This is a genomic window from Micromonospora sp. CNZ322 (genome assembly GCF_007827755.1).
In genome coordinates, this window is sequence record NZ_VITD01000002.1 from 198,856 (window position 1) to 221,766 (window position 22,911).

Here is a 22,911-nt window from a genome sequence, read left to right on the forward strand (position 1 = left end):
CGCTGACCGACCCGCCGCGGTGACGCCGCCGTGACGAGGATCGGCGCATCGTGTCGGCAGTCGTCCAGCGCGTCCGGGGGCCACCCGTCGCCGGCCGGACGCTGTGGGGGGAGGCCCAGTATGGACCGATCGCTGATCGTCGCGAAGGTGGATCCGACCGCCGAGGAGCGGGTCGCCGAGATCTTCGCTGAGTCGGACGCGACGGAGCTGCCGCGCCTGGTCGGTGTCCGGCACCGCTCGCTGTACCGACTGCACGACCTTTATGTGCACCTGCTCGAGACCGCGCAGCCGGCGGAGGGCGCTGTGGAGGCCGCTCGTGACCATCCCGAGTTCATCCGGGTCAGTGACCGCCTGCGCCCGTACGTGTCGCCGTACCTGTCGACCTGGCGCTCACCGCGCGACGCCATGGCGCGGTGCTTCTACCGGTTCGACGCCCCGGACACCGGGCGGCGGTCGTGACGGCCACCGCGCCGCGCGAAGAGCAGCTCTGGTCCCGCTGCGCCGGCTGCGCCAGCCTGCTCTACCGCAAACGGCTGCGCCGCAACCTCGACGTCTGCCCGGAGTGCGGGGAGCATGCGCGACTCGGCGCGCCGGAACGCCTGCGCCAACTCGTCGACCCGGGTTCGCTGCGCCTGCTTTCCGACCGGCTGCCGGAGGCGGACCCGCTCGACTTCGTCGACGTGCTGCCGTACCCGCACCGGCTCACCGGCGCGCGGGCCAGCACAGGTCTTGCCGAGGGGGTCGTCTGCGCCACGGCCACCATCGGTGGGCACCCGGTGGCCCTGGCGGTGATGGACTTCCGCTTCCTCGGTGGCAGCCTGGGCTGCGCGGTGGGCGAGCTGATCACCCGGGCGGCCGAACGGGCGCTGGACGACCGCACCCCGCTCGTCGTGATCACCGCCTCCGGCGGGGCGCGGATGCAGGAGGGCGCGCTGTCGTTGATGCAGATGGCGACCGTCAGTCAGGCCATCGCCGCGTTGCGCGAGGCGGGGCTGCTCACCGTGAGCGTCCTCACCGACCCGACCTACGGCGGGGTGGCCGCCTCGTTCGCCACCAACACCGATCTGGTGCTCGCCGAGAGTGGCGCGCGGATGGGCTTCGCCGGCCCCCGGGTGATCCGCCAGATCACCGGGCGGGCCCTGCCGGAGGGCTTCCAGACCGCCGACTTCCTGCTCCGACACGGGCAGGTCGACATGGTGGTGCAGCGCCGGTCGCTGCGCGGACGGCTGATGGCGCTGCTCGCCGCGACCCGCGCCGGCCGTCCGGCGCGTTCGTCCGTACCCCGGCAGGAGCCGGCGTCGCACCGCGAGCGCCTCGCCGACGACGGCACTGTCCTGGCGCGGCCGGCGGGCCCGGCGGCCGAGGGAGACGCAGGCACCCCGGCGGTACGCGACGCGTGGGACACCGTCCGCATGGCGCGGCACCCCGGGCGGCCCACCACACTGGACTATCTGGACTCCGTCTTCGACGGGTTCGTGGAGCTGCACGGCGATCGGCTCGGCGCGGACTGCCCGGCCATCGTAGGTGGGGTGGCGCGGTTGGCCGGCCGGCACGTGATGGTCATCGGCCACCAGAAGGGGCACACCACCGCCGAGTTGGTCGCCCGCAACTTCGGCATGGCCAGCCCGTCCGGGCACCGCAAGGCACTGCGGCTCATGCGCCTCGCGGCCCGCCTCGGCCTGCCCGTGGTCACCCTGGTGGACACCCCCGGAGCCGACCCCGGGGTGAGCGCCGAGGAGCAGGGCCAGGCGGCGGCCATCGCCGAGAACATCCTCACCCTCACCGTGCTGCCCACCCCGGTGCTCGCGGTGATCACCGGTGAGGGCGGCAGCGGCGGCGCGCTGGCGCTGGCGGTGGCCGACCGGGTGCTGATGCTCGAAAACGCCGTCTACTCGGTGATCAGCCCCGAGGGGTGCGCGGCGATCCTCTGGCCGGACCGCTCCGCGGCACCGCAGGCCGCCCGCGCGTTGCGACTGACCGCGCCCGACCTGCGCCGGCTCGGAGTGGTCGACGAGGTCGTGTCGGAGCCGTCGACTGCCGCGCACGACGACCCCGCGGAGACCGCCCAACGGTTGCGCGCCGCCCTGCTGGCCAACCTCCTGCCGCTGCTGGACGTGCCGCCGGCCATGCTGGTCCGCCTGCGCCGGCAACGCTTCCGACGGTTCGGCGCGAACCGCGTCGGCGCCCGGGCGGGCCTGCGATGACCGCCGCCGACCGGGCGCTGTCGACAGTCGACGCGTCCGACGACGTCGGGATGAACGGCGAGGAGGCGCTGGCCGGGCTGCGCAGGCAGGCGCAGCACCTGATCGCCGAGCTGGCCGGGCCGGTGCGCCGGATCCGGCTGCGCAGCGGACCGGCGGTGCTGGAGGTCGAGTGGCACCCCGAGGACGCGACCCGACCGGACGTACCCCTGCCCCGGGCCGAGGCGGCACCGGCGGTCGTGCCGGCGCCCGGCGCCGCACCCGCGGTGCTCCGGCCGCCGGTGCCTGGGCGCGCCGCGGTGCGGGCACCGATCGTCGGCACCTTCTACCGGGCGCCGGAACCCGGCGCGCGGCCGTTCGTCGCGGTGGGAGACCTGGTCCGCCCCGGCCAGCCGGTGGCCATCGTCGAGGCGATGAAGCTGATGAACGAGGTGATCGCCGACCGGGCCGGCCGGGTGGCCGCGATCCTCGTCGAGGACGGCCAGCCGGTCGAGTACGACCAGCCGCTCGTCGAACTGGATCCGGCATGACGGCGCGGGGTGGTTGACCATGTTCGAGACCGTGCTGATCGCCAACCGGGGCGAGATCGCGCTGCGGGTGCTGCGTGCCTGCAAGGAGCTCGGCGTACGAACGGCGGTGGTCTACTCCGCCGCCGACGCCGATTCGGCGGCGGTCCGCCTCGCCGACCAGGCCGTCCGGATCGGACCGGCGTCGAGCCGGCGCAGCTACCTCAACGCCGCCGCCATCGTGGAGGCGGCCCGGCAGGTGGGGGCGCAGGCCGTGCACCCCGGCTACGGCTTCCTCTCCGAGGACGCCGACTTCGCCGAGATCTGCGCCGACAACGGGCTGACGTTCATCGGTCCGCCACCGGCGGTGATGGCCGCGCTGGCAGACAAGTCCTCGGCCCGCGCACTGATGAGCCGCGCCGGCCTGCCGCTGTCGCCGGGCAGTGTCGCGCCGGTGCCGACCGCCGCCGCGGCGGCCGAGGTGGCCGACGCCGTCGGCTACCCGGTGATCGTGAAGGCCTCCGCCGGGGGCGGGGGCCGGGGGATGACAGTGGTGCACAGCCCGCGCGAGCTGCGCCGGGCGTACACCCGGACCCGGGCCGCCGCGCAGGCCGCCTTCGGCGACGACCGGGTGTACGTCGAGCGTTACCTCACCGAGGCGCGGCACGTCGAGGTGCAGGTGCTCTGCGACGCCCACGGCAACGGGGTGCACCTGGGCACCCGGGACTGCTCCGTGCAGCGCCGGCACCAGAAGCTGGTCGAGGAGGCGCCCGCCCCGGCGCTGCCCGCCGCCGTTCTCGACACCATCGCCGAGACCGCCCTGCGGGGTGCGCTCCAGGTCGGCTTCGTCGGTGCCGGCACGCTGGAGTTCCTGGTCGACGCCGAGGAGAAGTTCCACTTCCTGGAGATCAACTGCCGGATCCAGGTGGAGCATCCGGTCACCGAGATGGTCACCGGGATCGACCTGGTGCACGAGCAACTGCACATCGCCGCCGGCGTGCCACTGCGGTGGCGGCAGGAGGAGATCCGCCTGCACGGCGTCGCTGTGGAGTGTCGGGTCAACACCGAGGACCCCGCGCGCGGCTTCGCCCCCACCCCCGGTCGGTTGGAGCGGTTCACCCCGCCCGGCGGCCCGTTCACCCGGGTGGACACCCACGCCAGCGCCGGTTACCTGGTCGGCCCCTGGTACGACTCGCTGCTCGCCAAGGTGATCGTCTGGGCGCCCGACCGGGAGTTGGCCCTCAACCGGCTGGAACGCGCCCTGGACGAGTTCGACATCGCCGGTCCGGGCGTGCACACCACCATCCCGTTCGTCCGGCGGGTGCTCGACGACGCCGCATTCCGCAAGGGCCGCTACACCACCGGCCTGGTCGACCGTCTGCTCGCCGCGCCCGCGCCGGGGCCGACGGTCACTCCCGCACCGCGCACCGCGCCCGCCGCAGATCCCGACGCAACCCACAGGAGGACCCGATGACCGTCACCCATGGTCGCCCGATGACCGCCGAGATCACCGACATCCTGGTGGCGCACTGCGGGCTGGACGCCGACGCCGCGGCCCGGGCGCCCGCCGCGTCGCTGGAGGAGCTGGGCATGGACTCGCTCGCACTGCTGGAACTGTCGGCCGTCGTCGCCGACCGCTGGCAGGTGGCCATCCCCGAGCAGGCCGGACAGTTGAGCATCCCGGCGGTGGCCGACCTGGTCGCCCGCCGCACCGACCCGCCCGGACACACCGAGAACACCGTGGTCATCGACGCGCCGCTGGGGCTGGTCTGGGAGGTCACCAACGACGTGGCGAACTGGACCGAGCTGTTCACCGAGTACGCCGTGGTGGAGATCCTGCACCGCGAGGGGCACACGGTGCGGTTCCGCCTCACCATGTACCCCGACGAGAACGGGGTGTCCTGGAGTTGGGTCAGCGAGCGCACCGCCGACCCGGTGAGCAGGCAGGTCCGGGCGCACCGGGTCGAGACCGGACCGTTCGAGTACATGCGCATCCACTGGCGCTACACCGAGGAGGCCGGTGGCACCCGGATGACCTGGACGCAGGACTTCGCGATGAAACCGACCGCGCCGGTCGACAACGCCGCGATGACCGAGCGGATCAACACCAACAGCGTGATCCAACTCGGGGTGATCAAGGACCGGGTGGAGCGGATCGCCTGGCAGCGTGCCGACCAGGGCAGCCCGACAGCCAGCGACACACCGACGGAGGCCGACGATGAGTGACCTGAGCACCCGCCCGATCGCCGCCCGGGACGTACCCGCCGACCGCCGTCGCGGCGGTGAGCTTCGGGTGCTGCTCGGCCCCCGCACCGTCGGCAGCACCTCGGGTTTTCTCGGGGTGGCCACGCTCGAGCCGGGGGAGCGGATCGCCGAGCACTACCACCCGTACAGCGAGGAGTTCCTGTACCTGGTGCGGGGCGCGATCACCGTCGACCTGGACGACCAGCCGACGCTGCTGGCCGCCGGTGAGGGGCTGTTCGTACCGGTGAACGTGCGGCACCGGCTGCGCAACACCGGCGTCGAACCGGCCGAGGTGGTCTTCCACCTGGGCCCGCTCGCACCCCGGCCCGAACTGGGCCACGTCGACACCGAACTGGTCGAACAGCGGGGCGGGTCATGACCGGGCGCCGCACGGTGGTGACCGGCATTGGGGTGGTCGCCCCGGGCGGCGCCAGCCGGGACCGCTTCTGGAAGACCATCACCGAGGGGCGGACCGCCACCCGGCGGATCAGTTTCTTCGACCCGTCGGCGTTCCGGTCGCAGATCGCGGCGGAGTGCGACTTCGACCCGGTCGCCGCGGGGCTCAGCGAGGCCGAACTGCGGCGGGCCGACCGGTACGTGCAGTTCGCGCTGGCCTGCTCCGTCGAGGCGGTGGCCGACGCCCAGTTGGTGCTCACCGACGCGGAACGGGACCGGGCCGGGGTGGTGCTGGGCACGGCGGTGGGCGGCACGATGGCGTTGGAGCAGGAGTACGTCACGGTGAGCGAGCACGGCCGACGCTGGCTGGTGGACGGGGCGCGCGGTGGCCCGTACCTCTATCAGGCGTTGGTGCCCAGCAGCCTCGCGGCGGACGTGGCCTGCCGGCACGGGCTGCACGGCCCGGCGCAGGTGGTCTCCACCGGGTGCACCTCGGGCATCGACGCCATCGGGTACGCCCACCAGATGATCGTGGACGGTGAGGCGGACGTGATGCTGGCCGGCGCGTCCGACTCGCCGATCTCCCCGGTCACCGTCGCCTCGTTCGACGCGATCAAGGCGACCAGCCCGGACAACGACGACCCGGCACACGCCTCCCGCCCGTTCGACGCCGACCGGCACGGGTTCGTGCTGGCCGAGGGCGGGGCGGTGCTGGTGCTGGAGGAGGCCGGGCACGCCCGGCGGCGGGGAGCGCACATCTACTGCGAGGTGGCCGGCTACGCCAGCCGCAGCAACGGCTTCCACATGACCGGGCTGCGGCCGGACGGGCTGGAGATGGGCCTCGCCGTCACCGACGCGCTCCGGCAGGGCCGGATCCTGCCCGAGCAGGTCTCCTACATCAGCGCGCACGGCTCGGGCACCCGGCAGAACGACCGACACGAGACGGCCGCGTTCAAGCGCGCGCTGGGCCAGGCCGCGTACCGGATACCGATCAGCTCGATCAAGTCGATGGTCGGGCATTCGCTCGGCGCGATCGGGTCGATCGAGATGGCCGCGTGCGCCCTCGCCATCGAGTTCGGTGTGGTGCCACCGACGGCGAACTGGAGCACCCGGGATCCGGAGTGCGACCTGGACTACGTACCCAATGAGGCGCGGGAGGTCCCGGTGGACGTGGCCCTCTCGGTGGGCAGCGGGTTCGGTGGTTTCCAGTCGGCGATGGTCTTCCGTCGGATGCTCGGCGCGGTGGCGGCGTGAGCGAGCGTAGCGAGCGAACCATCAGGCACAGCAGCGCGGCGTCTCGCGCCGGCGCGGAGCGAAGCGGAGTGCTGGCGTGAGCGCGGAGGTCGCTCGCGCCGTGGTGACCGGCATCGGGGTGGTCGCACCGAGCGGCATCGGCGCGGACGCGCACTGGCGCACGGTCCTCGCCGGCACCCGCCGGACCGGGCCGATCACGTTGTTCGACCCGGCCGGCTATCCGACCCGCTTCGGCGGGGAGGTGCCCGGCTTCACCGCCGACTCCTACGCCGACAGTCGACAGTTGGTGCAGACCGACAGGTGGACGCACCTCGGCTTCGCCGCCACCCGGCTGGCGCTGGCCGACGCCGACCTGCCCGACCGGGCCCCCGACCCGTACGGCTACGCGGTGACCCTGGCCAGTTCGTCCGGGGGAAACCTGTTCGGTCAGCGGGAACTGCAACGGCTGTGGGGCGGCACGTCGCGGACGGTCGGGGCGTACCAGTCGATCGCCTGGTTCTACGCGGCCAGCGTCGGGCAGCTCTCCATCCACCACCAGTTCAAGGGCCCGAGCGGGGTGCTGGTCGCGGAGTCGGCCGGCGGGCTGGACAGCCTGGCGCACGCCGCCCGCGCGGTGCGCCGCGGCACCCCGGTCGTGATCGCCGGGGCCACCGAGTGCCCGTTGAGTCCGTACGCGCTCGCCTGCCAGCTGCGCTCGGGGCTGCTCAGTGACGTCGCCGACCCGGAGCGGGCGTACCGGCCGTTCGACGCCACGGCCAGCGGCTACCTGCCGGCCGAGGGCGGAGCGGTGTTCGTGGTGGAGGAGTTGGGGCACGCCCTGGCCCGGGGCGCCCGGGTCTACGGCGAGGTGAGCGGGTGGGGCTCCACCCACGACGCCGCGCACACCACGGCGGAGAGCAGCGGCGACCCAGCCCAGTACGCGCGGGCGATGCGGCTGGCCCTGGACCGGGCGGGCGTCGCCGCCGCCGGAATCGACGTGGTGCTGCCCGACGCGCTCGGTGTGCCCCGCTACGACCGCAGCGAGGCCGAGGCGCTGCGCGCCGTGTTCGCCGACCGGCCACCCCCGGTGACCACGCAGAAACCGCTGACCGGTCGGGCGTACCAGGGCGGCTCGGCGTTGGACGTGGCCACCGCGCTGCTCGCCTTCGCCCACGACACGTTGCCGGCGTCGGCGGGACCGGACGAGGTGGCCGAGGGCTGCGAGCTGGACTTCCTACGCGAGCACCGCCGACCGCGAAGCCGACTCGCCCTGATCTGCGCGCGGGGCTTCGACGGGTTCAACAGCGCGCTGGTCCTGCGCGGGGCCGCGCCGATGAGGGGAGAGGCGTCATGAGCGACAAACGGGCCCGAGTGGTCTTTCTGGTACGGGTGCCGGTGCCGCGCACCGAGCAGTTCCTCGCCGCGTACGAGGAGGTGCGGCACCTGGTCGCCGGCGGTGTGCAGGGGCACCTGGTCGACCAGGTGTGCCGGTCGTCGACCGACCCGGAACAGTGGTTGATCACCAGTGAGTGGGCGAGCCTGGCCGACTTCGAAGAGTGGGAACGCAGCCCGGAGCACCGGGACCTCGTACGCCCGATGCGGGAGTGCTTCACCGACGCCCGTTCGCTGCGCTTCCACATCCACGCCCAGACGCCGGCGCTGACCTGACGCTCCGCGCCGGCCTGGATGATCGCGCTCGATCCACGATGTAGTGGCCTTGCCCTCGGGTGGAGGCCACTATTTCCTGCTACGAGCACGATCTCCTCGCGCGCGGCGTTGCCTGGAGCGCGCCAGTCGCCGCTCCGAGGGCGGGGTCGACATTGTGGTCAGAGGGCGTAGGGTCCTGGAGCCATGAAGGCACTGATCTCGGTGGACCTGGAAGGCATCTCGGGGATCGTGCATCCCACCGAGACGAATCCGGATCGGTACGACTACGAGCGCGGTCGGGCGTTGATGACGGCCGAGGCGAACGCGGTGATTGCCGGGGTCCTCGATGCCGAACCCGACGCCGTGGTGTGGGTCGCCGACGCGCACGGGACGTTTCGGAACATCCTGCCGGAGGACCTCGACCGGCGTGCTCACCTCGTGCGGGGCAAACCCCGCGCGCTGGGCATGCTCGCGGGGCTGGACGAGCAGACGGATGCCGTTCTGCTCGTCGGCTATCACGCCCGGGCCGGTGCCGGGCCAGCCGTGCTGGCCCACACGATAAGTGACGCCATCCTCGACGTGCGGGTGGCCGGACGATCGCTGGGCGAGATCGGCCTCAACGTCGCCATGGCGGGGCACCTGGACGCGCCCGTCGTCCTGCTCAGCGGAGACGATACGGCCTGCACGGAATTCAGCGAGCTGGTGCCCTCGGCAGTCACCGTCGCCGTCAAGCAGACCCTGGGGCAGGCCGCCGCGGTGGCCCTGCATCCGCAGGAGGCACGGGAGCGGCTGCGCCGCGCCGCCGCCGACGCGATCGCCCGGCGCGCCTCGATTCCGCCGCCGAAGATGGCCGGGCCGTTGGACGTCGAGGTCGACCTGTACGGCCCGTACATGGTCGACCTCGCAACTCTGGTGCCGGGTGTGACCCGCGTCGGCGGCGGCCGGACGGTCGCCTTCCACGCCGCCGACGTCGCCGAGGCGTACCGGCTGGTTCAGCTGCTGGTGCAACTCGCCAGCATCAAACCGAGCTAGCGCGCGCGAATCGTCTGGCTCACCCGGTGAGCGCGACGCCATCGGCCGTCCGGCTGGGGCCGCGCGACGGTGGTACGAGGGGTCATACCTCGGTGACGCTCCGCCAAGTCGCCCGCCTGATTCTGTCCGCCGAACGGGCTGTCGGCAATCCGGCTGGCCGCTGCTTTTGATCCATCCATTCGCATCTAGCAATGGCCTTGTGGGCGTCGTATGGTTCCCCGCAGCACCCCGACAAGCGTACGTGATGGGCGGATTCGCCCTCTTTCATGCTGGGCGGTGAACGGCAGTGACGGCAGAAGATCCTACGGCGACCGACCCCGGCTGGGTGGACGAAGTCCTTTTCGCCGGCCACCCGACCGACGTTTGTCTCCGTGTGCCCGAGCCCGTCGACCGGGCCACCCTGCACCGGCAAATGACCGAGGCGCAGGACCGGTTGACCACCGCCGGACTGCGCCCCGGTGGCGCCGCGGCGCTGCGGTTGCCACCGTCGCTGGCGTACGTGGTGAACCTGCTCGCCACCTGGCGCGCCGGGGGGCAGGCGATCCTGCTCGACCACCGGCTCACCGACCACGAGGTGGACCGGGCGCTGGCCCGGTTGACCCCGCAGGTGGTGGTCGCTCCGGTGCGGACCGGTGGCGGCGCGCTGAAGATCTTCGTCGACGTCACCGAGGGCGTCACCCGGTACGCCGACCGCCCGGCGGTCAGCGGCCATGCCGTGATCCAGCTCAGCTCCGGCTCCACCGGCCCGTCCAAGGTGATCGGCCGCACCGCCGCCGACCTGGTCGCCGAGGTGCACCGCTACACCCGGATCGACGGGGTGGCGCTGCCCGGCGAGCGGATCATCCTGCTGCCCTCGATGGTGCACGTGCTCGGCCTGGTCGGCGGCCTGCTCTACGGGCTGCACGCCGGGGTCGAGCTGGCGCCGCCGGAGCGGCTCAGCGGCGACGCCGTGCTGGCCGCGATCAGCGCCGGCACCACACCGGCCACCGTGCTCGGTGTCCCGTTCCACATCGGACTGCTCGCCTCCACCCGTCCGGCCGGGCCACTGCCGCAGCTGCGGCGGATGACCACCGGCGGCGAGCTGGTGCCGGCCGCCGTCGCCCGGGCGTTCACCGACCGGTACGGGGTGCCGCTGGGCAACATGTACGGGATGACCGAGGTCGGGGTGATCGGCACCGACCTGTACGGGTCGCACCGACCGTCGATCGCCCCCGCGCCCGGGATCCAGGTCCGCGAGTCCGGCGGTGAGCTGTGGGTGTCCTGCCCGGCGTCGCCGTACGTCGGCCTGAGCGACCCGACCCGCTGGTCCGACGGCTGGCTGCACACCCGCGACGCCGGCACCGTCGATGAGGACACCGGCCTGGTCACGGTGCGCGGTCGACTCGACTCGCAGGTCTCCGTCGGCGGGATGAAGGTCGACCTGACCGAGGTGGAGGCCACCGTCGCCGAGCTGACCGGGGTTGCCGCCGCGGTGGTGGTCTGGGACGACGGCATCACCGCGTACGTCCAACCCGACGGCCCGCTGTCGGAGGAGACGCTGGACAAGCTCCTCGCCGAGCGGTTGGCCGGCTACAAACGGCCCCGGACGCTGCACCTGCTCGATCAGTTGCCCCGTACCACCACCGGCAAGCTGGTCCGCTCGACCGACGCGCTGCGCTCGGCGGTGACCCCTTGACCGGGCCGCTGCACCACCTCGACGTCGACCTGCGCGCTCGCCCGCACTGCGACCGCCAGGACGAGGTCCCCGCCCAGCCGTGGGTGACCGACCCGCAGGAGTTCGTCGCCGGGCACCGGCCGCAACGGCAGCCCCGGCGGCGGCATCAACCGGTGCAGCCCGCCGTCGCGCAACCCCCGCCCGAGCGCCTTGCCGACCGCCTCCTTGGCGGTCCACAGCCGCAGAAAGTCCGCCGTCCGGCCGGCCTCGGGCCGATCGCCCAACCAGGCCAGCTCGGCGGGCGGGAACCAGCGGTGGGCCAGCGCGAGCGCCGGCAGCGGGCGGATCCGCTCCACGTCCAACCCGACGGCGCCGGCCCGACGGGCGGCGACCGCCACCAGCCCGGCGGTGCGGCTGACGCTGACCGCCACCTCGACCGACCCGGTCACCTCGTCGACCCGGACGACCGGCCGTCCCTCGCGGTCGTGCGTCAGCACCAGCTCGGTCTCCGGGCGGCCGAGCAGCAGAGCACCCGCCCGCCGCACCAGCACAGCGGCCGGATCCGGCTGACCGCCGGTGTCGCGGCCGACCCACACGTAGGCGGTGTCCCGACCGGGCACCGTCAGCTGAGCCACGCAGAGAGGGTATCCATGAGAGCCGAGGTCCGCGCCTTCGTCGTCGAGCAGCTCGCCGACATGAACTACGACGTCGAGGGGCTCGACGACGACACCACGCTCGGCCCCTCCGGCGTCGACCTGGAGTCGCTCGCTCTGGCCGACCTGTCTGTGCGGGTCGAGGACCGGTACGGCGTGACGTTCGCCGACGACGAGTCGGAGCAGCTGGCCCTCATGACGGTCGGCGAGTTCACCACCATGGTCGCCAATCGCGTCACCGAGGCGACGAGCGACAAAGGCTGATGAGCGGTCAGCCCGATCTGGGGCGAGCTGACCTGATGACCATGCTCGCCGAACTCACCGCGAAACCGGCTGCCGAGGTGTCCGACCGGATCGGCTCGATGGAGCTTGCCTGGCTGGTGCACCTCGTCGAGCAGCGCTACGAACGCCGGCTGGACCTCACCGACGACGAACTGGCCGGCATCCGCACCGTCGACGACGCCCTGGTGGTGTTCCGGGCGTCGCTGACCGCCTCCGCAGATGGTTGAGGCGCGCGTCGCCCAGCTCACCGGCGTGTACGCGGTCAGCGCCCTGGGACGGGGCGCCGACGCGCAGCTCGCCGGTGTGCTGGCCGGGGTGCCGGCGTTCGGCCCGGTGGACCGATTCGACACCGCCGCCCGCCGGGTCACAGTGGCGGCCACATTGCCCGAGGTCGCTACCCTCCCCGACGAGTTGGCCGCCGCGATCGACGGGGCCTGCCGGGCGGCCGGCCTCGACCGCGCGCAGCGCGCCGGGTGCGCGCTGCTGCTCGCCGTGCACGGCGGCCCGACCCCGGGTCCGGCGCCAGCCGTGCTCGTCGGCCAGCTCGCCGCCCGTTGCGGCCTCTCGGGTCACACCCGGGTCTACACCAGCGCCTGCGTGTCCGCGAGCACGGCGGTGGCCGACGCCGCCGCCCGGATCACCCGGGGTGATGCCGAGCGTGTGGTGGTCGCGGCCGGCTACCTGGTGGAGCCGGACCAGTTCGCGCTCTTCGACGCCGGTCGCGCCCTCGCGGTCGACGGGGCGGTCCGCCCGTTCAGCGCCGGCCGCCGGGGGTTGCTGCTGGGCGACGGCGTGGCCGCGGTGGTGCTGGAATCGAGCACCGGCCGGCGACGCGGCGTCGACCCGGTGGCCACAGTGGTCGGTTGGGGGCGGGCCGGTGACGCGTTCCATCCCTGCCAGCCGGAGCCCGGCGGCACCGGGTTGGCCCGCGCGGTCGGCGGCGCGCTGCGCCGGGCCGGGCTGCCACCGCAGTCCGTCGGCTACGTCAACGCCAACGCCACCGGTACCGCGCAGAGCGACACCGCCGAGGCGGCAGCCCTGCGCCGGGCCCTCGGCGGGCATGCCGACCGGGTCCCGGTCAGCTCCACGAAGTCGGTGCACGGGCACGCGCTGGAGGCGTCCGGGTTGCTCGAACTGGTGGTCACCGCGCTCGCGCTGCGCCACGGCGAACTGCCGGTCAACGCCGGCTGGCTGGCCCAGGACGAGTCCTGCCCTCTGAACGTCGTCAAGGATGGCCCGCGAAGGACGACGGCAACCCACGCCCTGACCCTCAACGCCGCCTTCGGCGGCGCCAACACCGCTCTCCTGGTCGGCGTCGGATGACCGACCCCAACTCCCCGCGATCTTGCACTTCCTGTCCCGACGAATCTGACCAACCACGCGAAACGACGACCGAAACCGCAAGATCGCCGGGGGAGAGGGCCCGGGCCTGGTGGCCTGAGGGTGGGGACGTTGGGGACAGCGCGGCGGGGGTGCCGGGGTTCGTGCACTCGGACTTCGCGCCGGTGGTGGTGGCCGTCGCGGAACGGTGTCTGCGACGGGGGTACGGGTCGGCGGGAGTGCCCGCCGGGGTGCGGACGGGGATCGTGCTGGTCAGCGCCAGCGGTGATCTCGCCAGCGCCCAGCACGTACGGGCCACCGTCGAGGCCGGCGGGCGGATCGGCCCACTGTTCTTTTTCCAGTCCGTGCCCAACAGCGTCGCCGGGCACCTCGCGGCCCGCTGGGGCCTGCGTGGCCCGGTGGTCTGCCTCAGCCCGACCGGCGACCCGTACACCGACGGTGTCGCCGAGGCCGACCTGCTGCGCGACGACGGCGACGCCGACGAGGTGTTGCTGATCCTGATCGAACAGGCACCCGAGAAGCCGACCGAGGCGGTCGCGGTGCTGCTGGGGGGAGGAGCACGACCATGAGGACACGGGGACTGCGCGGCGCACTGGCCGCCGACACCGAGCTGGGTGCGGGCAACGTCCTGGCCCGGGTGCTGGCGCACGGCGCCGACCCGGACGGGCCTGGCCTGACCTTCGACACCGCCGTCGACGGGCACCCGGCCGAGACGCCGCTGACGCTGGGGCGGCTCGACGAGCGGGTCGCTGCCCGCGCCGCCTGGCTGCACGAGCAGGGGGTACGCCCCCGCGACCCGGTCGCCGTCTGGGCCTCCACCGCCGCCGACATGGTGCTCAGCTTCCTGGCGCTGGCCCGGCTCGGGGCGATCCCGGCGCTGATGAACGGCAAACTCCGCCCTGAGATCGCCGCCGAGTACATCCGTCGCCTACGGGGTGTCGGTGTGCTGGCCGACGACGCGCACACCGCGTCGCTGGCCGGGCACGACCTGGGCGTACCAGTGCTCGGTACCCCTGCGCAGGCCGGCACGGGTGACCCGGCCACGGCCCCGGCGCACTACCGGCACCACCCGGACGACCCGATCGTGATCACCCACACCTCCGGGACGACAGGGGTGCCCAAGGCGGTGCTCCACTCGCACGCCAGCCTCTTCGCGGCCACCCGGCACCTGCTCACCATGCCGCAGGCGCAGGGCACCACCCGGATCCTCAACGCGCTGCCCGCACCGCACACCGCAACGGTGCTGATGGTCAACCAGGCGCTGGGCAACCGCGCGCAGATATTCCTGCTCTCCGAGCAGGCCGGCGAGCGGGTGCTCGACGCCATCCAACGCTGGCGCCCCGACGGGGTGTTCGGTTTCTCGGTCACCTGGGCGGAGTTGGCCCGCTTCGACCTGTCCGGGTACGACCTGGACTCGGTGCGGCTGTGGTTCAACACCGGCGACGCCTCGCACGAGCCGCACATCCGTCGCCTCGTCGCGGTCGGTTGGCGCGACACCATCACCCGCGACGGGGTGGCAAAGGTGCCCGGCTCGGTCTTCATCGACGGGCTGGGCTCCAGCGAGATGGGGCACTCGATGTTCCACATCACCCACCGCGCCGACACCGACCGGTACGGCCGCTGCATCGGCCGCCCGTACCAGTTCGCCAAGGTCGCGGTGCTCGACGCCGACGGCGAGCCGGTGCCGGTCGGCGAGGTGGGTTTCCTGGGCATCGACTCGCCGTCGCTGTTCCGGGGTTACTGGAACGACTCGGTCACCACCTACCGCTTCCGCCAGCGCGGCTGGTACCTGACCGGTGACCTGGTCCGGGCCGACACCGACGGCCGCTACTACCACCTCGACCGGGCGGTGGACTCGGTCGACGCCGGTGACGGGCGGCGCTTCTACACAGCGCTGTCCGAGGAGCGCATCCTCGCCGCCTGCCCGGACGTCACCGACTGCACTGTGGTGATCGTCGCCGAGGCCGGCGCGGTCGTCACCGACGTGCTGCTGGAGTTGGCCGCCGGTGCCGAGGAGGCCGAGGACCGTACCGAGCGGGTCCGCGCCGCCCTCGGCCCGGACGTCGGCGCCACGCTGCGCCGGGTCGTGCCGGTGCGCTCCGCCGACATCCCGGTCACCGTGACCGGCAAGGTCCGCAAGGTGGTCCTGCGCGAGCGCTACCTCACCGAGGCCAGCTCGTGACCGCGTTGATCACGGGGATGGGTCTGCTCACCCCGGTCGGGCGGGGCGTCGAGGAGACCTTCGACGCGCTGACCACGGGCCGGTCCGGGCTGACCCGCCCGCCCGAGGGCCACCCGGTCAGCGAGTCGCTGGACGTAGCCGGCCTGCTGCCCGACATCGACCCGCGGGCGGTCGCGTCCGGGCCGGAGACCCGGGTGCTGGACCGGATCGTCGTCCTCGCCCTGCTCGCCGCCGCCGACGCTCTCGCCGACGCTGGCATCGAGGTGGGCCGCGACATCGACCCGGATCGGATCGGTGTGATCGTCGGTGGGGTCGGGGGGATGGCCACCCTCGAGTCGCAGGTGCTGGCCCGGGCGGCCCGGGGTCGGGCGGCGGTCAGCCCGTACCTGCTCACCGGGATCCTGCCGAACATGCCGGCGGCGCGGATCGCCATCGCGCACGGAATCCGCGGCTACAGCTCGTCGGTCGGCACCGCCTGCGCCTCCGGCGCCCAGGCGGTCGCCGACGGGGTGCGGCTCATCGCGACCGGAGAGGTCGACGTGGTGCTCTGCGGGGCCAGCGAGGCACCGCTCTTCCCGACCTTCGCCGACACGTTCGGCAACGCGCGGGCGTTGGCGCGCGCCGGCACCGACCCGGGCCGGGCGAGTCGCCCCTTCGACACCTCACGCAGCGGGTTCGTCCTGTCCGAGGGTGCCGCGCTGCTGGTGCTCGAACGCGCCGAGCACGCGGCGGCGCGCGGCGTCGCCGGGTACGCCGAGGTGGCCGGCCACGGCGCGACGACGGACGCTTACCACCCGACCGCCCCCCGCCCGGACGGCGCCGGCGCGGCGGCGTGCATCCGCCGGGCGCTGCGCAGTGCCGGTGTGCCGGCGGCGGCGGTCGGTTACGTCAACGCGCACGGCACCGGCACGAAGCTCGGTGACATCGCGGAGACCACCGCCCTGGCCGACGTCTTCGGCGTCGGCGGTGTGCCGGTCAGCTCCACCAAGGCGCTCACCGGTCACCTGCTCGGTGCCTCCGGGGTGCTGGAGGCGGCGGCCACCGCGTTGGCGCTCGGTCGGGGCCTGCTGCCGCCGACGTACCACCTCGACGATCCGGATCCGGCCTGCCCGGCGGACCACATCCGTGGCACGCCCCGCAAGGCCGACCTGGAGTACGCGGTCACCAACTCGTTCGGGTTCGGCGGCCAGAACGTGAGCCTGCTGCTGGCCCGCGTCGCCGAGCCGAGGGGGTGATCGAGGCGGCATCCCGGGCGGGGTGTGCCCGGACGGCAACACAGGGGGAATCGGGTGGGAAGGGTTTCAGGGGACATGGACATCCGTGGTATCGACCACATCGAACTCTACGTGGGGGACGCCCGACAGGCGGCCTTCTACTTCAGCACCGCCGTCGGCTTCGAGATATGTGGCCAGGGTGGTCCGGAGACCGGCCTGGCGGGGCAGCGCTCGCTGCTGCTCTGCCACGGCGACATCCGGTTGCTGCTCACCTCCGGGTTGAGCGCCGAGCATCCGGCGTCGCGGTACGTGCAACGCCACGGTGACGGCATCGCTGTCGTCGCTGTCGAGGTCGACGACGTGTCGGCCGCGTACGCCGAGTTGCTGGGTCGGGGCGCGACCGGGGTGACGCCGCCGACCACCCGCACCGGCGCGGACGCCGAGGTGGTGATCGCCGAGGTGGACGGCTTCGCCGACGTGCGGCACCGGCTGGTGCAGCGCCGCGGCGAGGGGGGCGCGTTTCTGCCCGGCGCCATCACCGCTGCGGTGTCCACGACGGACGGCCACCCGCCGGTGCTCGCCGAGATCGACCACCTGGCGGTCTGCGTGCCGCCCGGCCAGCTCGACGAGACGGTCCGGCACTTCGAGGCGCTGTTCGACTTCGCGCAGATCTTCGAGGAGTACATCGAGGTCGACGGGCAGGGAATGAACTCCAAGGTGGTGCAGAGTCCGTCCGGGCGGGTCACAGTGGTGCTGCTCGAACCGGACCGCACCCGGCGGCCCGGGCAGATCGACGCGTTCCTCGACCAGCACGCCGGCGGGGGAGTGCAGCACCTGGGGCTGCGCACCGACGACATCGTCGGCGCGGTCGAGGCGCTGGGCCGGCGCGGGGTGCGCTTCGCCGGCACCCCCGCCAGCTACTACGACGCCCTGGAGGCGCGGGTCGGTCGGATCGACGCCCCGCTGCACCGGCTGCGCGAGCTGGGTGTGCTCGTCGACTCCGACCACGACGGCCAGCTCTTGCAGATCTTCGCCGAGTCGATGCACGTGCGTCGCACGCTCTTCCTGGAGCTGATCGAGCGACGCGGCGCGCGGGGCTTCGGCAGCGGCAACATCAAGGCGCTCTACGAGGCCAAGGAACGGGAACTGGCCGCCGTGGCGGCCACACCACAGGGGGTGGGGGCGTGAGCGCGAGGAGTGAGCCGGATTTGCGAGCCCCGCAGTCGCGAACCAGAGGCACAGTGACCGCTACCGAGTTCGAACCCGCGCTGACCACCGAGGAGCAGGCGCTGCTGCCGTCCGACGACGACGTGCGGCACTACGCCGAGCACGGCTGGTACCTGTCGGGAAAGGTGTTCACCGACGACGAGGTGGACGCCCTCGCCGCCGCCACGCAGCGCTACTACGACGGGGAGCGGGACCGGCGGCTGCCGGTACGCCCACCGAAGCTGGCCTACTGGGAGCAGTCCTTGGGCCCGGTGCAGCGGCACAACGACTACGTCCACCACGAGCACGACGGGCTCGGCGCGATCCTGCGCAAGCCGCTGCTCGGCGCGGTCGCCGCCCGGCTCGCCCAGGCCGACGAGATCCGGGTCTTCCAGTCCACGCTGATCTACAAGCCGCCGATCTCCGGCGAGCCCAGCAACATCGTGCCCTGGCACTTCGACAAGCACTACTGGGCGTCCTCGTCGTCGGAGAAGATGCTCACCGCGTTCATCCCCTTCCACGACTGCGGGGAGGAGATGGGCACCATCACGATGGTCGACGGTTCGCACCGGTGGAAGGAGATCGGCGCCGACGACACAGTGGTGCGGCACTTCGCCGACCGGGACCGCAGCCAGCTGGAGGAGATGCTGGCCGAGAACGCCGCGTACAACGGCGCGGAGATCCGCAAGATCCCGATGGTGATCCCCAAGGGACACGTGAGCTTCCACCACTGCCGCACCTACCACGGCAGCGGCCCCAACGTCAGCGGTCGCCCCCGACAGGCGATCTCACTGCACCTGCAGGACGGCGACAACGCCTGGCGGGAGTTTCCGCTCTCCGACGGCACGCTCGCCGCGTACAACCACGACGTGCTGGTCCGCCGCACCCACGACGGGCGGCCGGACTACGCGGACCCCGAGTACTGCCCGGTCATCTGGCGCCACCGCGCCCAGCAGGGAGGCTGACATGTCACGGTACGACTGGGGTAAGACGCACCCGGGCATCGAACGGTTGGAGCAGGCGGTGACCGACCGGCGCGACGCCGTGGTCAAGCATCCGCTCTACGCCAACCTCGACACCCACGACGCGCTGGTCACCTTCATGCAGCACCACGTCTTCGCGGTCTGGGACTTCATGTCCCTGCTGAAGTCGCTGCAACGGCAACTGACCTGCGTCACAGTGCCGTGGATCCCGACCGGCCCGACAGGCAGCCGCCGCCTCATCAACGACATCGTCATGGTCGAGGAGAGCGACGAGCTGGGCGGCGGCTACATCAGCCACTTCGAGCTGTACGTGCAGGGCATGGCCGAGGCCGGCGCGGACACCACTGCGGTGAACACGCTGGTCGACCTGCTGCGCGCCGGCCGACCGGTCACCGAGGCGCTCGCCGAGGCCGGGGTGCCGGCCGCGTCGGCGAGGTTCGCCGCGACGACCTGGCACATCATCGAGTCCACCCCGGTGCACTGCCAGGCGGCGGCCTTCGCCTTCGGCCGGGAGGACCTGATCCCGGACATGTTCACCCAGGTCGTCACGGTCAACGAGCACAGCAACCGGCTGCACACCTTCGTCGACTACCTGCACCGGCACATCGAGGTCGACGGCGAACAGCACACCCCGATGGCCATGCAGATGCTCGCCGACCTGTGCGGCGACGACGACAGCAAGTGGCAGGAGTGTGCCGATACGGTCAACACCGCCCTCGCCGCCCGGGCCCGGCTCTGGGACGACATCCTGGCCGCCATCAAGGGGCCCGCGTGACCGACGCCGACCCGGTCCGGCTCTACCGCACGGTCCGGCTGATCCGCCGGTTCGAGGAACGGGCGGTGGAGCTGGTCCACGGCGGGCAGATCGTCGGCGGCATCCACCCGTACCTCGGTCAGGAGGGGATCGCCGCCGGCGTCTGCGCCGCGCTGGACGCCGACGACGTGCTTGCCGGCACCCACCGCGGTCACGGGCACGTCCTGGCCCGCGGGGCCGACCCGGCCCGGATGCTCGCCGAGCTGTGCGGCCGGGTCACCGGCCTCAACGCCGGCCGGGGCGGTTCGATGCACGCCGCCGACCTGAGCATCGGTGTGCTCGGTGCCAACGCGATCGTCGGCGCCTCCGGGGCGATCATCACGGGCGCGGTCTGGGCCCACCGCCGCCGGGGCCGCGACACCGTCGGGGTGAGCTTCTTCGGCGACGGAGCGGTCAACGAGGGGATGCTGCTGGAGGCGTTCAACCTGGCCGCCCTGTGGCGGGTGCCGGTGCTGTTCGTCTGTGAGAACAACGGTTATGCCACCACCATGCCGGTCGCCGGCGCGGTGGCCGGCAGCATCGCCGGCCGGGCCGCCGCGTTCGACATCCCGGCAGTCCAGGTCGACGGCCAGGACCCCGAGACGGTACGCGTCGCCGCGTGCGCCGCCGTCGACCGGATGCGCGCCGGCGGCGGTCCTGAGCTGATCGAGGCCCGGACCTACCGCTTCGACGTTCACCACACCTTCGAACACGCGGTACGCCTCGACGACTACCGCCCACCCGACGAGGTGAGCCGTGGTCGGGCCCGAGATCCGGTGCGCATCCAGGGCGATCGCCTCACCGACACCGACCGCGCCGCCGTGGACGCCGAGGTCGAGGCGACCCTCGACGAGGCGGTGCGGTTCGCCCTGAACAGCCCGGAACCCGACCCGGCCGACGCGTTGACCTACCTGTACGCCAGCGGCCTGGCCGCCCGCACCGGAGGTGGCTGAGGTGCCCCGACTGTCGTACCGCCGCGCACTGACCCGGGCCCTCGGCGACGAGTTGGCTCGCGACGATGCGGTGTTTCTTCTCGGCGAGGACGTCCAGGTCGGGGCGTCGCTGGTGACCACCGGCCTGGCCAAGCGGTTCGGCACCGAACGGGTCCGCGACACGCCCCTGTCCGAGCAGGCGTTCACCAGTTTCGCCACCGGGGCGGCGCTGGCCGGGCTGCGGCCGGTGATCGAGTTCCAGATCCCGTCGCTGCTGTTCCTGGTCTTCGAGCAGATCGTCAACCACGCGCACAAGTTCCCGTTGATGACCGGCGGGCAGTGCCGCGTTCCCGTCACCTACCTGGTGCCCGGCTCCGGTTCGCGTACCGGGTGGGCCGGGCAGCACTCCGACCACCCGTACAGCCTCTTCGCCCACGTCGGCGTGGTCACCGTCGTGCCGGCCACCCCGGCCGACGCGTACGGGCTGCTGGTCACCGCGATCCGCCACGACGACCCGGTGGTGGTGTTCGCGCCGGCCGGCGCGATGGACGTACGCGACGACGTCGACGACCTGGCACCGGTGCCGCTGGGCCGGGGACGGATCCACCGCTTCGGCGACGACGTGACAGTGGTCGCGATCGGGCACCTGGTGCACGACGCGCTCGCCGTCGCCGAGGAGTTGGCCGACCAGGTCTCTATGGAGGTGTTCGACCCGCGCACCCTGTACCCGTTCGACATCGACGGTCTGACCGAGTCGGTGGCCCGCACCGGACGCCTCGTGGTGCTCGACGACGCCAACCGTTCCTGCGGGATGGCCGCCGAGATCATCGCGAGCGTGGTGGAGCGGGTCCGGCTGCTCGCCCCGCCGCGCCGGGTCACCCGACCGGACGGGGCGGTGCTGCCGTTCGCCCCCGCACTGGACCGGGCCGTCCAGCCCGGCCGGGACCAGCTCGCCACCGCCATCCACCTGACCATGAAGGACGGATCATGATCGACCCGAACTATCAGTGGCCGGCGGCCGACCGGGCCTGGACAGACCTTCCGGAGCCGGCCCGTCGGGCCATGGTGGCCAGTGGGGCGGCGGCCTGGGAGCAGGTCTTCCACGGCCGGGCCACCTACAACAAGCAGTGGCGGTTGGCCCGCCCCCCGGTGCTCACCGCCGAAGCCTGGCGGGAACTCAACGAGGTCTGCGACCGGCTCGCCCAGCTCAACCTCGACGCCTGCCGCCGGCGGGCTGGCACTGCCGGTGAGCTGCGCCGGCTGCTCGGCGTACCGGCGGGGGAGACCCGGCTGCTGGACGAGGCCGAGCCGCTGACCGAGGCGTTGCTGGCCGCGTACCGCCCGGACGTGATCTTCTCTGCCGGGGTGCCGAAGTTCGTCGAGTACAACATCGACAGCAGCCTCGGCGGCGGGTTCGACGCCGACACCGTCATCCAGCGGTACGCGGGCCTCTACCGGGAGCACGGCATCCTCGACGACCTGCCGGTGCGGGCCGCGCCGTCGCTGCTGGACCAGCGGTTCGTGGCGATCCGCGAGGAACTGCGGCTGCCCGAGGGCGCCCGGGTGGCGCTGCTGATGGACTTCGACGGCGACTACCCGGGCCTCGACGACCCGCAGACGTTCATTCGGATCCTCGACCCCCTCGCCGTACGGGCCCGGGACTTCGGCATCGACCTGGTCATCGCCCCGGTCGCCACCGCCACTCTGGACGCCGACAACCGCCTGGTCGTCGACGGCGCCCCGGTCGACGCGCTGTTCCGGTTGTTCGTGCCCAACCGGGTCACCCCGACCGCCGGTCTGGACGCGGTGGCCGTGGCCCTCGCCGCCGGCACCCTCCCGATGTTCGTGTCGGCGGCGGCCTGGCTGCTCGGCAACAAGATCACGTTCGGCTGGTTGTGGGAGGACGTGGACGGGCTGCCCGCCGACGACCAGGCACTGATCCGCCGGCACGTGCCGTACACGGTGCCGTTGACCGCCGCGGTGCTCGACCGGGCCATCGCCGAGCAGGCCACGCTGGTGGCGAAGCCGGCCGACGGTTCGGCCGGGCACGGTGTGCTGCTCGGCCCGGAGCTGAGCGCGGCGGACTGGGCCGACGGTGTGCGGGCCGCAGTCGACCAGGGCGGCGCGATCCTCCAGGAGTACCTGCCGACCGACCGGGTGTCGATGGACTTCGTCCAGATCGAGACGGGTGAGACGGTCACCGCCGACGTCCCGTACTCCCTGGCCCCGTACCTGTTCGGCCGGCACGCCTCCGGCGGTCTGGCGAGGGTCGGCTACCCCGGCTGCGACGGAGTCCTCAACCTGGCCCACGGTGTCCTCCTAACCGGAATCCTCCTGACCGACTGACCGCGCCCGCCCCGGTGATCAAGAGGTTTCGGTCAGGACACGCCAGCTTCCTGACGCAAACCTCTT

24 protein-coding genes are annotated in these 22,911 nt (G+C 72.8%); 23 read left to right on the forward strand and 1 reads right to left on the reverse strand.

The genetic code is table 11. From position 1 onward, the window contains the following. The first annotated feature begins 120 nt into the window (after positions 1 to 120). From FB453_RS05940 to FB453_RS05990, 11 genes are all read left to right on the forward strand, one after another. A complete protein-coding gene (locus tag FB453_RS05940; RefSeq protein ID WP_091408771.1) occupies positions 121 to 459 on the forward strand; it encodes a TcmI family type II polyketide cyclase in 339 nt (112 codons plus the stop codon). Then, on the forward strand, positions 456 to 2,204 hold the full coding sequence (locus tag FB453_RS05945; RefSeq protein ID WP_145788160.1) for an acetyl-CoA carboxylase carboxyltransferase subunit alpha: 1,749 nt from the start codon (positions 456 to 458) through the stop codon (positions 2,202 to 2,204). The genes FB453_RS05940 and FB453_RS05945 overlap by 4 nt, the downstream gene beginning before the upstream one ends. Next, positions 2,201 to 2,731: a biotin/lipoyl-containing protein gene (locus tag FB453_RS05950; protein ID WP_145788162.1), complete on the forward strand. Its 531-nt coding sequence runs from the start codon at positions 2,201 to 2,203 to the stop codon at positions 2,729 to 2,731. Before FB453_RS05945 ends, FB453_RS05950 begins: the two co-directional genes overlap by 4 nt. 19 nt (positions 2,732 to 2,750) lie before the next feature. Further along, complete coding sequence (locus FB453_RS05955) at positions 2,751 to 4,181, forward strand: acetyl-CoA carboxylase biotin carboxylase subunit (RefSeq protein WP_145788165.1); 1,431 nt, start codon at positions 2,751 to 2,753, stop codon at positions 4,179 to 4,181. After that, positions 4,178 to 4,933 carry an SRPBCC family protein gene (locus FB453_RS05960; RefSeq protein WP_145788167.1) on the forward strand — a complete coding sequence of 252 codons (756 nt, stop codon included), beginning with the start codon at positions 4,178 to 4,180 and terminating at the stop codon, positions 4,931 to 4,933. Before FB453_RS05955 ends, FB453_RS05960 begins: the two co-directional genes overlap by 4 nt. After that, positions 4,926 to 5,330 carry a cupin domain-containing protein gene (locus tag FB453_RS05965; protein WP_112587250.1) on the forward strand — a complete coding sequence of 135 codons (405 nt, stop codon included), beginning with the start codon at positions 4,926 to 4,928 and terminating at the stop codon, positions 5,328 to 5,330. The genes FB453_RS05960 and FB453_RS05965 overlap by 8 nt, the downstream gene beginning before the upstream one ends. Further along, positions 5,327 to 6,601, forward strand: a complete 1,275-nt coding sequence (locus tag FB453_RS05970; protein WP_112587248.1) for a beta-ketoacyl-[acyl-carrier-protein] synthase family protein — start codon at positions 5,327 to 5,329, stop codon at positions 6,599 to 6,601. The genes FB453_RS05965 and FB453_RS05970 overlap by 4 nt, the downstream gene beginning before the upstream one ends. A gap of 76 nt (positions 6,602 to 6,677) precedes the next feature. Beyond that, on the forward strand, positions 6,678 to 7,934 hold the full coding sequence (locus FB453_RS05975) for a beta-ketoacyl synthase N-terminal-like domain-containing protein (protein WP_145788170.1): 1,257 nt from the start codon (positions 6,678 to 6,680) through the stop codon (positions 7,932 to 7,934). Then, a complete protein-coding gene (locus FB453_RS05980) occupies positions 7,931 to 8,248 on the forward strand; it encodes an antibiotic biosynthesis monooxygenase family protein (protein ID WP_145788172.1) in 318 nt (105 codons plus the stop codon). The genes FB453_RS05975 and FB453_RS05980 overlap by 4 nt, the downstream gene beginning before the upstream one ends. Positions 8,249 to 8,431: 183 nt before the next feature. Beyond that, a complete protein-coding gene (locus tag FB453_RS05985; RefSeq protein ID WP_112587244.1) occupies positions 8,432 to 9,259 on the forward strand; it encodes a M55 family metallopeptidase in 828 nt (275 codons plus the stop codon). 325 nt (positions 9,260 to 9,584) lie between these two features. Beyond that, entirely contained in the window at positions 9,585 to 10,934 is a 1,350-nt protein-coding gene (locus FB453_RS05990) for a class I adenylate-forming enzyme family protein (protein WP_145788174.1), read from the forward strand. Here FB453_RS05990 and FB453_RS05995 read toward each other — a convergent pair. Further along, positions 10,862 to 11,548 carry a 4'-phosphopantetheinyl transferase family protein gene (locus FB453_RS05995; protein WP_486480172.1) on the reverse strand — a complete coding sequence of 229 codons (687 nt, stop codon included), beginning with the start codon at positions 11,546 to 11,548 and terminating at the stop codon, positions 10,862 to 10,864. The two genes, FB453_RS05990 and FB453_RS05995, sit on opposite strands and share 73 nt — an antisense overlap. A gap of 15 nt (positions 11,549 to 11,563) precedes the next feature. On the opposite strand from FB453_RS05995, the gene FB453_RS06000 reads away from it, so the two are divergent. From FB453_RS06000 to FB453_RS06055, 12 genes are all read left to right on the forward strand, one after another. Next, positions 11,564 to 11,830 carry an acyl carrier protein gene (locus FB453_RS06000; protein ID WP_091397621.1) on the forward strand — a complete coding sequence of 89 codons (267 nt, stop codon included), beginning with the start codon at positions 11,564 to 11,566 and terminating at the stop codon, positions 11,828 to 11,830. Next, positions 11,830 to 12,075 (forward strand): acyl carrier protein, encoded by a 246-nt coding sequence (locus FB453_RS06005; protein WP_112587240.1) that lies wholly within the window; start codon positions 11,830 to 11,832, stop codon positions 12,073 to 12,075. The genes FB453_RS06000 and FB453_RS06005 overlap by 1 nt, the downstream gene beginning before the upstream one ends. Then, positions 12,068 to 13,171 (forward strand): beta-ketoacyl synthase N-terminal-like domain-containing protein, encoded by a 1,104-nt coding sequence (locus FB453_RS06010; RefSeq protein ID WP_145788177.1) that lies wholly within the window; start codon positions 12,068 to 12,070, stop codon positions 13,169 to 13,171. The genes FB453_RS06005 and FB453_RS06010 overlap by 8 nt, the downstream gene beginning before the upstream one ends. A 149-nt stretch (positions 13,172 to 13,320) precedes the next feature. Further along, positions 13,321 to 13,758, forward strand: a complete 438-nt coding sequence (locus FB453_RS06015) for a beta-ketoacyl synthase chain length factor (protein ID WP_244220620.1) — start codon at positions 13,321 to 13,323, stop codon at positions 13,756 to 13,758. Next, the gene (locus FB453_RS06020; protein ID WP_145788181.1) at positions 13,755 to 15,371 is read left to right on the forward strand and encodes a class I adenylate-forming enzyme family protein; all 1,617 of its coding nucleotides are present in this window, start codon (positions 13,755 to 13,757) and stop codon (positions 15,369 to 15,371) included. The genes FB453_RS06015 and FB453_RS06020 overlap by 4 nt, the downstream gene beginning before the upstream one ends. Further along, entirely contained in the window at positions 15,368 to 16,606 is a 1,239-nt protein-coding gene (locus FB453_RS06025) for a beta-ketoacyl-[acyl-carrier-protein] synthase family protein (RefSeq protein WP_145788183.1), read from the forward strand. The genes FB453_RS06020 and FB453_RS06025 overlap by 4 nt, the downstream gene beginning before the upstream one ends. A 75-nt stretch (positions 16,607 to 16,681) precedes the next feature. Continuing rightward, a complete protein-coding gene (hppD, locus tag FB453_RS06030) occupies positions 16,682 to 17,773 on the forward strand; it encodes a 4-hydroxyphenylpyruvate dioxygenase (RefSeq protein WP_145788185.1) in 1,092 nt (363 codons plus the stop codon). A 53-nt stretch (positions 17,774 to 17,826) separates the two neighbouring features. Further along, positions 17,827 to 18,756, forward strand: coding sequence for a phytanoyl-CoA dioxygenase family protein (locus FB453_RS06035; RefSeq protein WP_145788188.1), 930 nt, complete (start codon positions 17,827 to 17,829; stop codon positions 18,754 to 18,756). Between the two features lies 1 nt (position 18,757). Next, positions 18,758 to 19,549, forward strand: a complete 792-nt coding sequence (locus FB453_RS06040; RefSeq protein WP_145788189.1) for a DUF3050 domain-containing protein — start codon at positions 18,758 to 18,760, stop codon at positions 19,547 to 19,549. Further along, positions 19,546 to 20,520: a thiamine pyrophosphate-dependent dehydrogenase E1 component subunit alpha gene (locus FB453_RS06045; RefSeq protein ID WP_145788192.1), complete on the forward strand. Its 975-nt coding sequence runs from the start codon at positions 19,546 to 19,548 to the stop codon at positions 20,518 to 20,520. Before FB453_RS06040 ends, FB453_RS06045 begins: the two co-directional genes overlap by 4 nt. Position 20,521: 1 nt before the next feature. Next, a complete protein-coding gene (locus FB453_RS06050; RefSeq protein ID WP_145788194.1) occupies positions 20,522 to 21,490 on the forward strand; it encodes a transketolase C-terminal domain-containing protein in 969 nt (322 codons plus the stop codon). Beyond that, positions 21,487 to 22,845, forward strand: a complete 1,359-nt coding sequence (locus FB453_RS06055) for a hypothetical protein (protein ID WP_186718079.1) — start codon at positions 21,487 to 21,489, stop codon at positions 22,843 to 22,845. Before FB453_RS06050 ends, FB453_RS06055 begins: the two co-directional genes overlap by 4 nt. Positions 22,846 to 22,911: the final 66 nt, after the last annotated feature.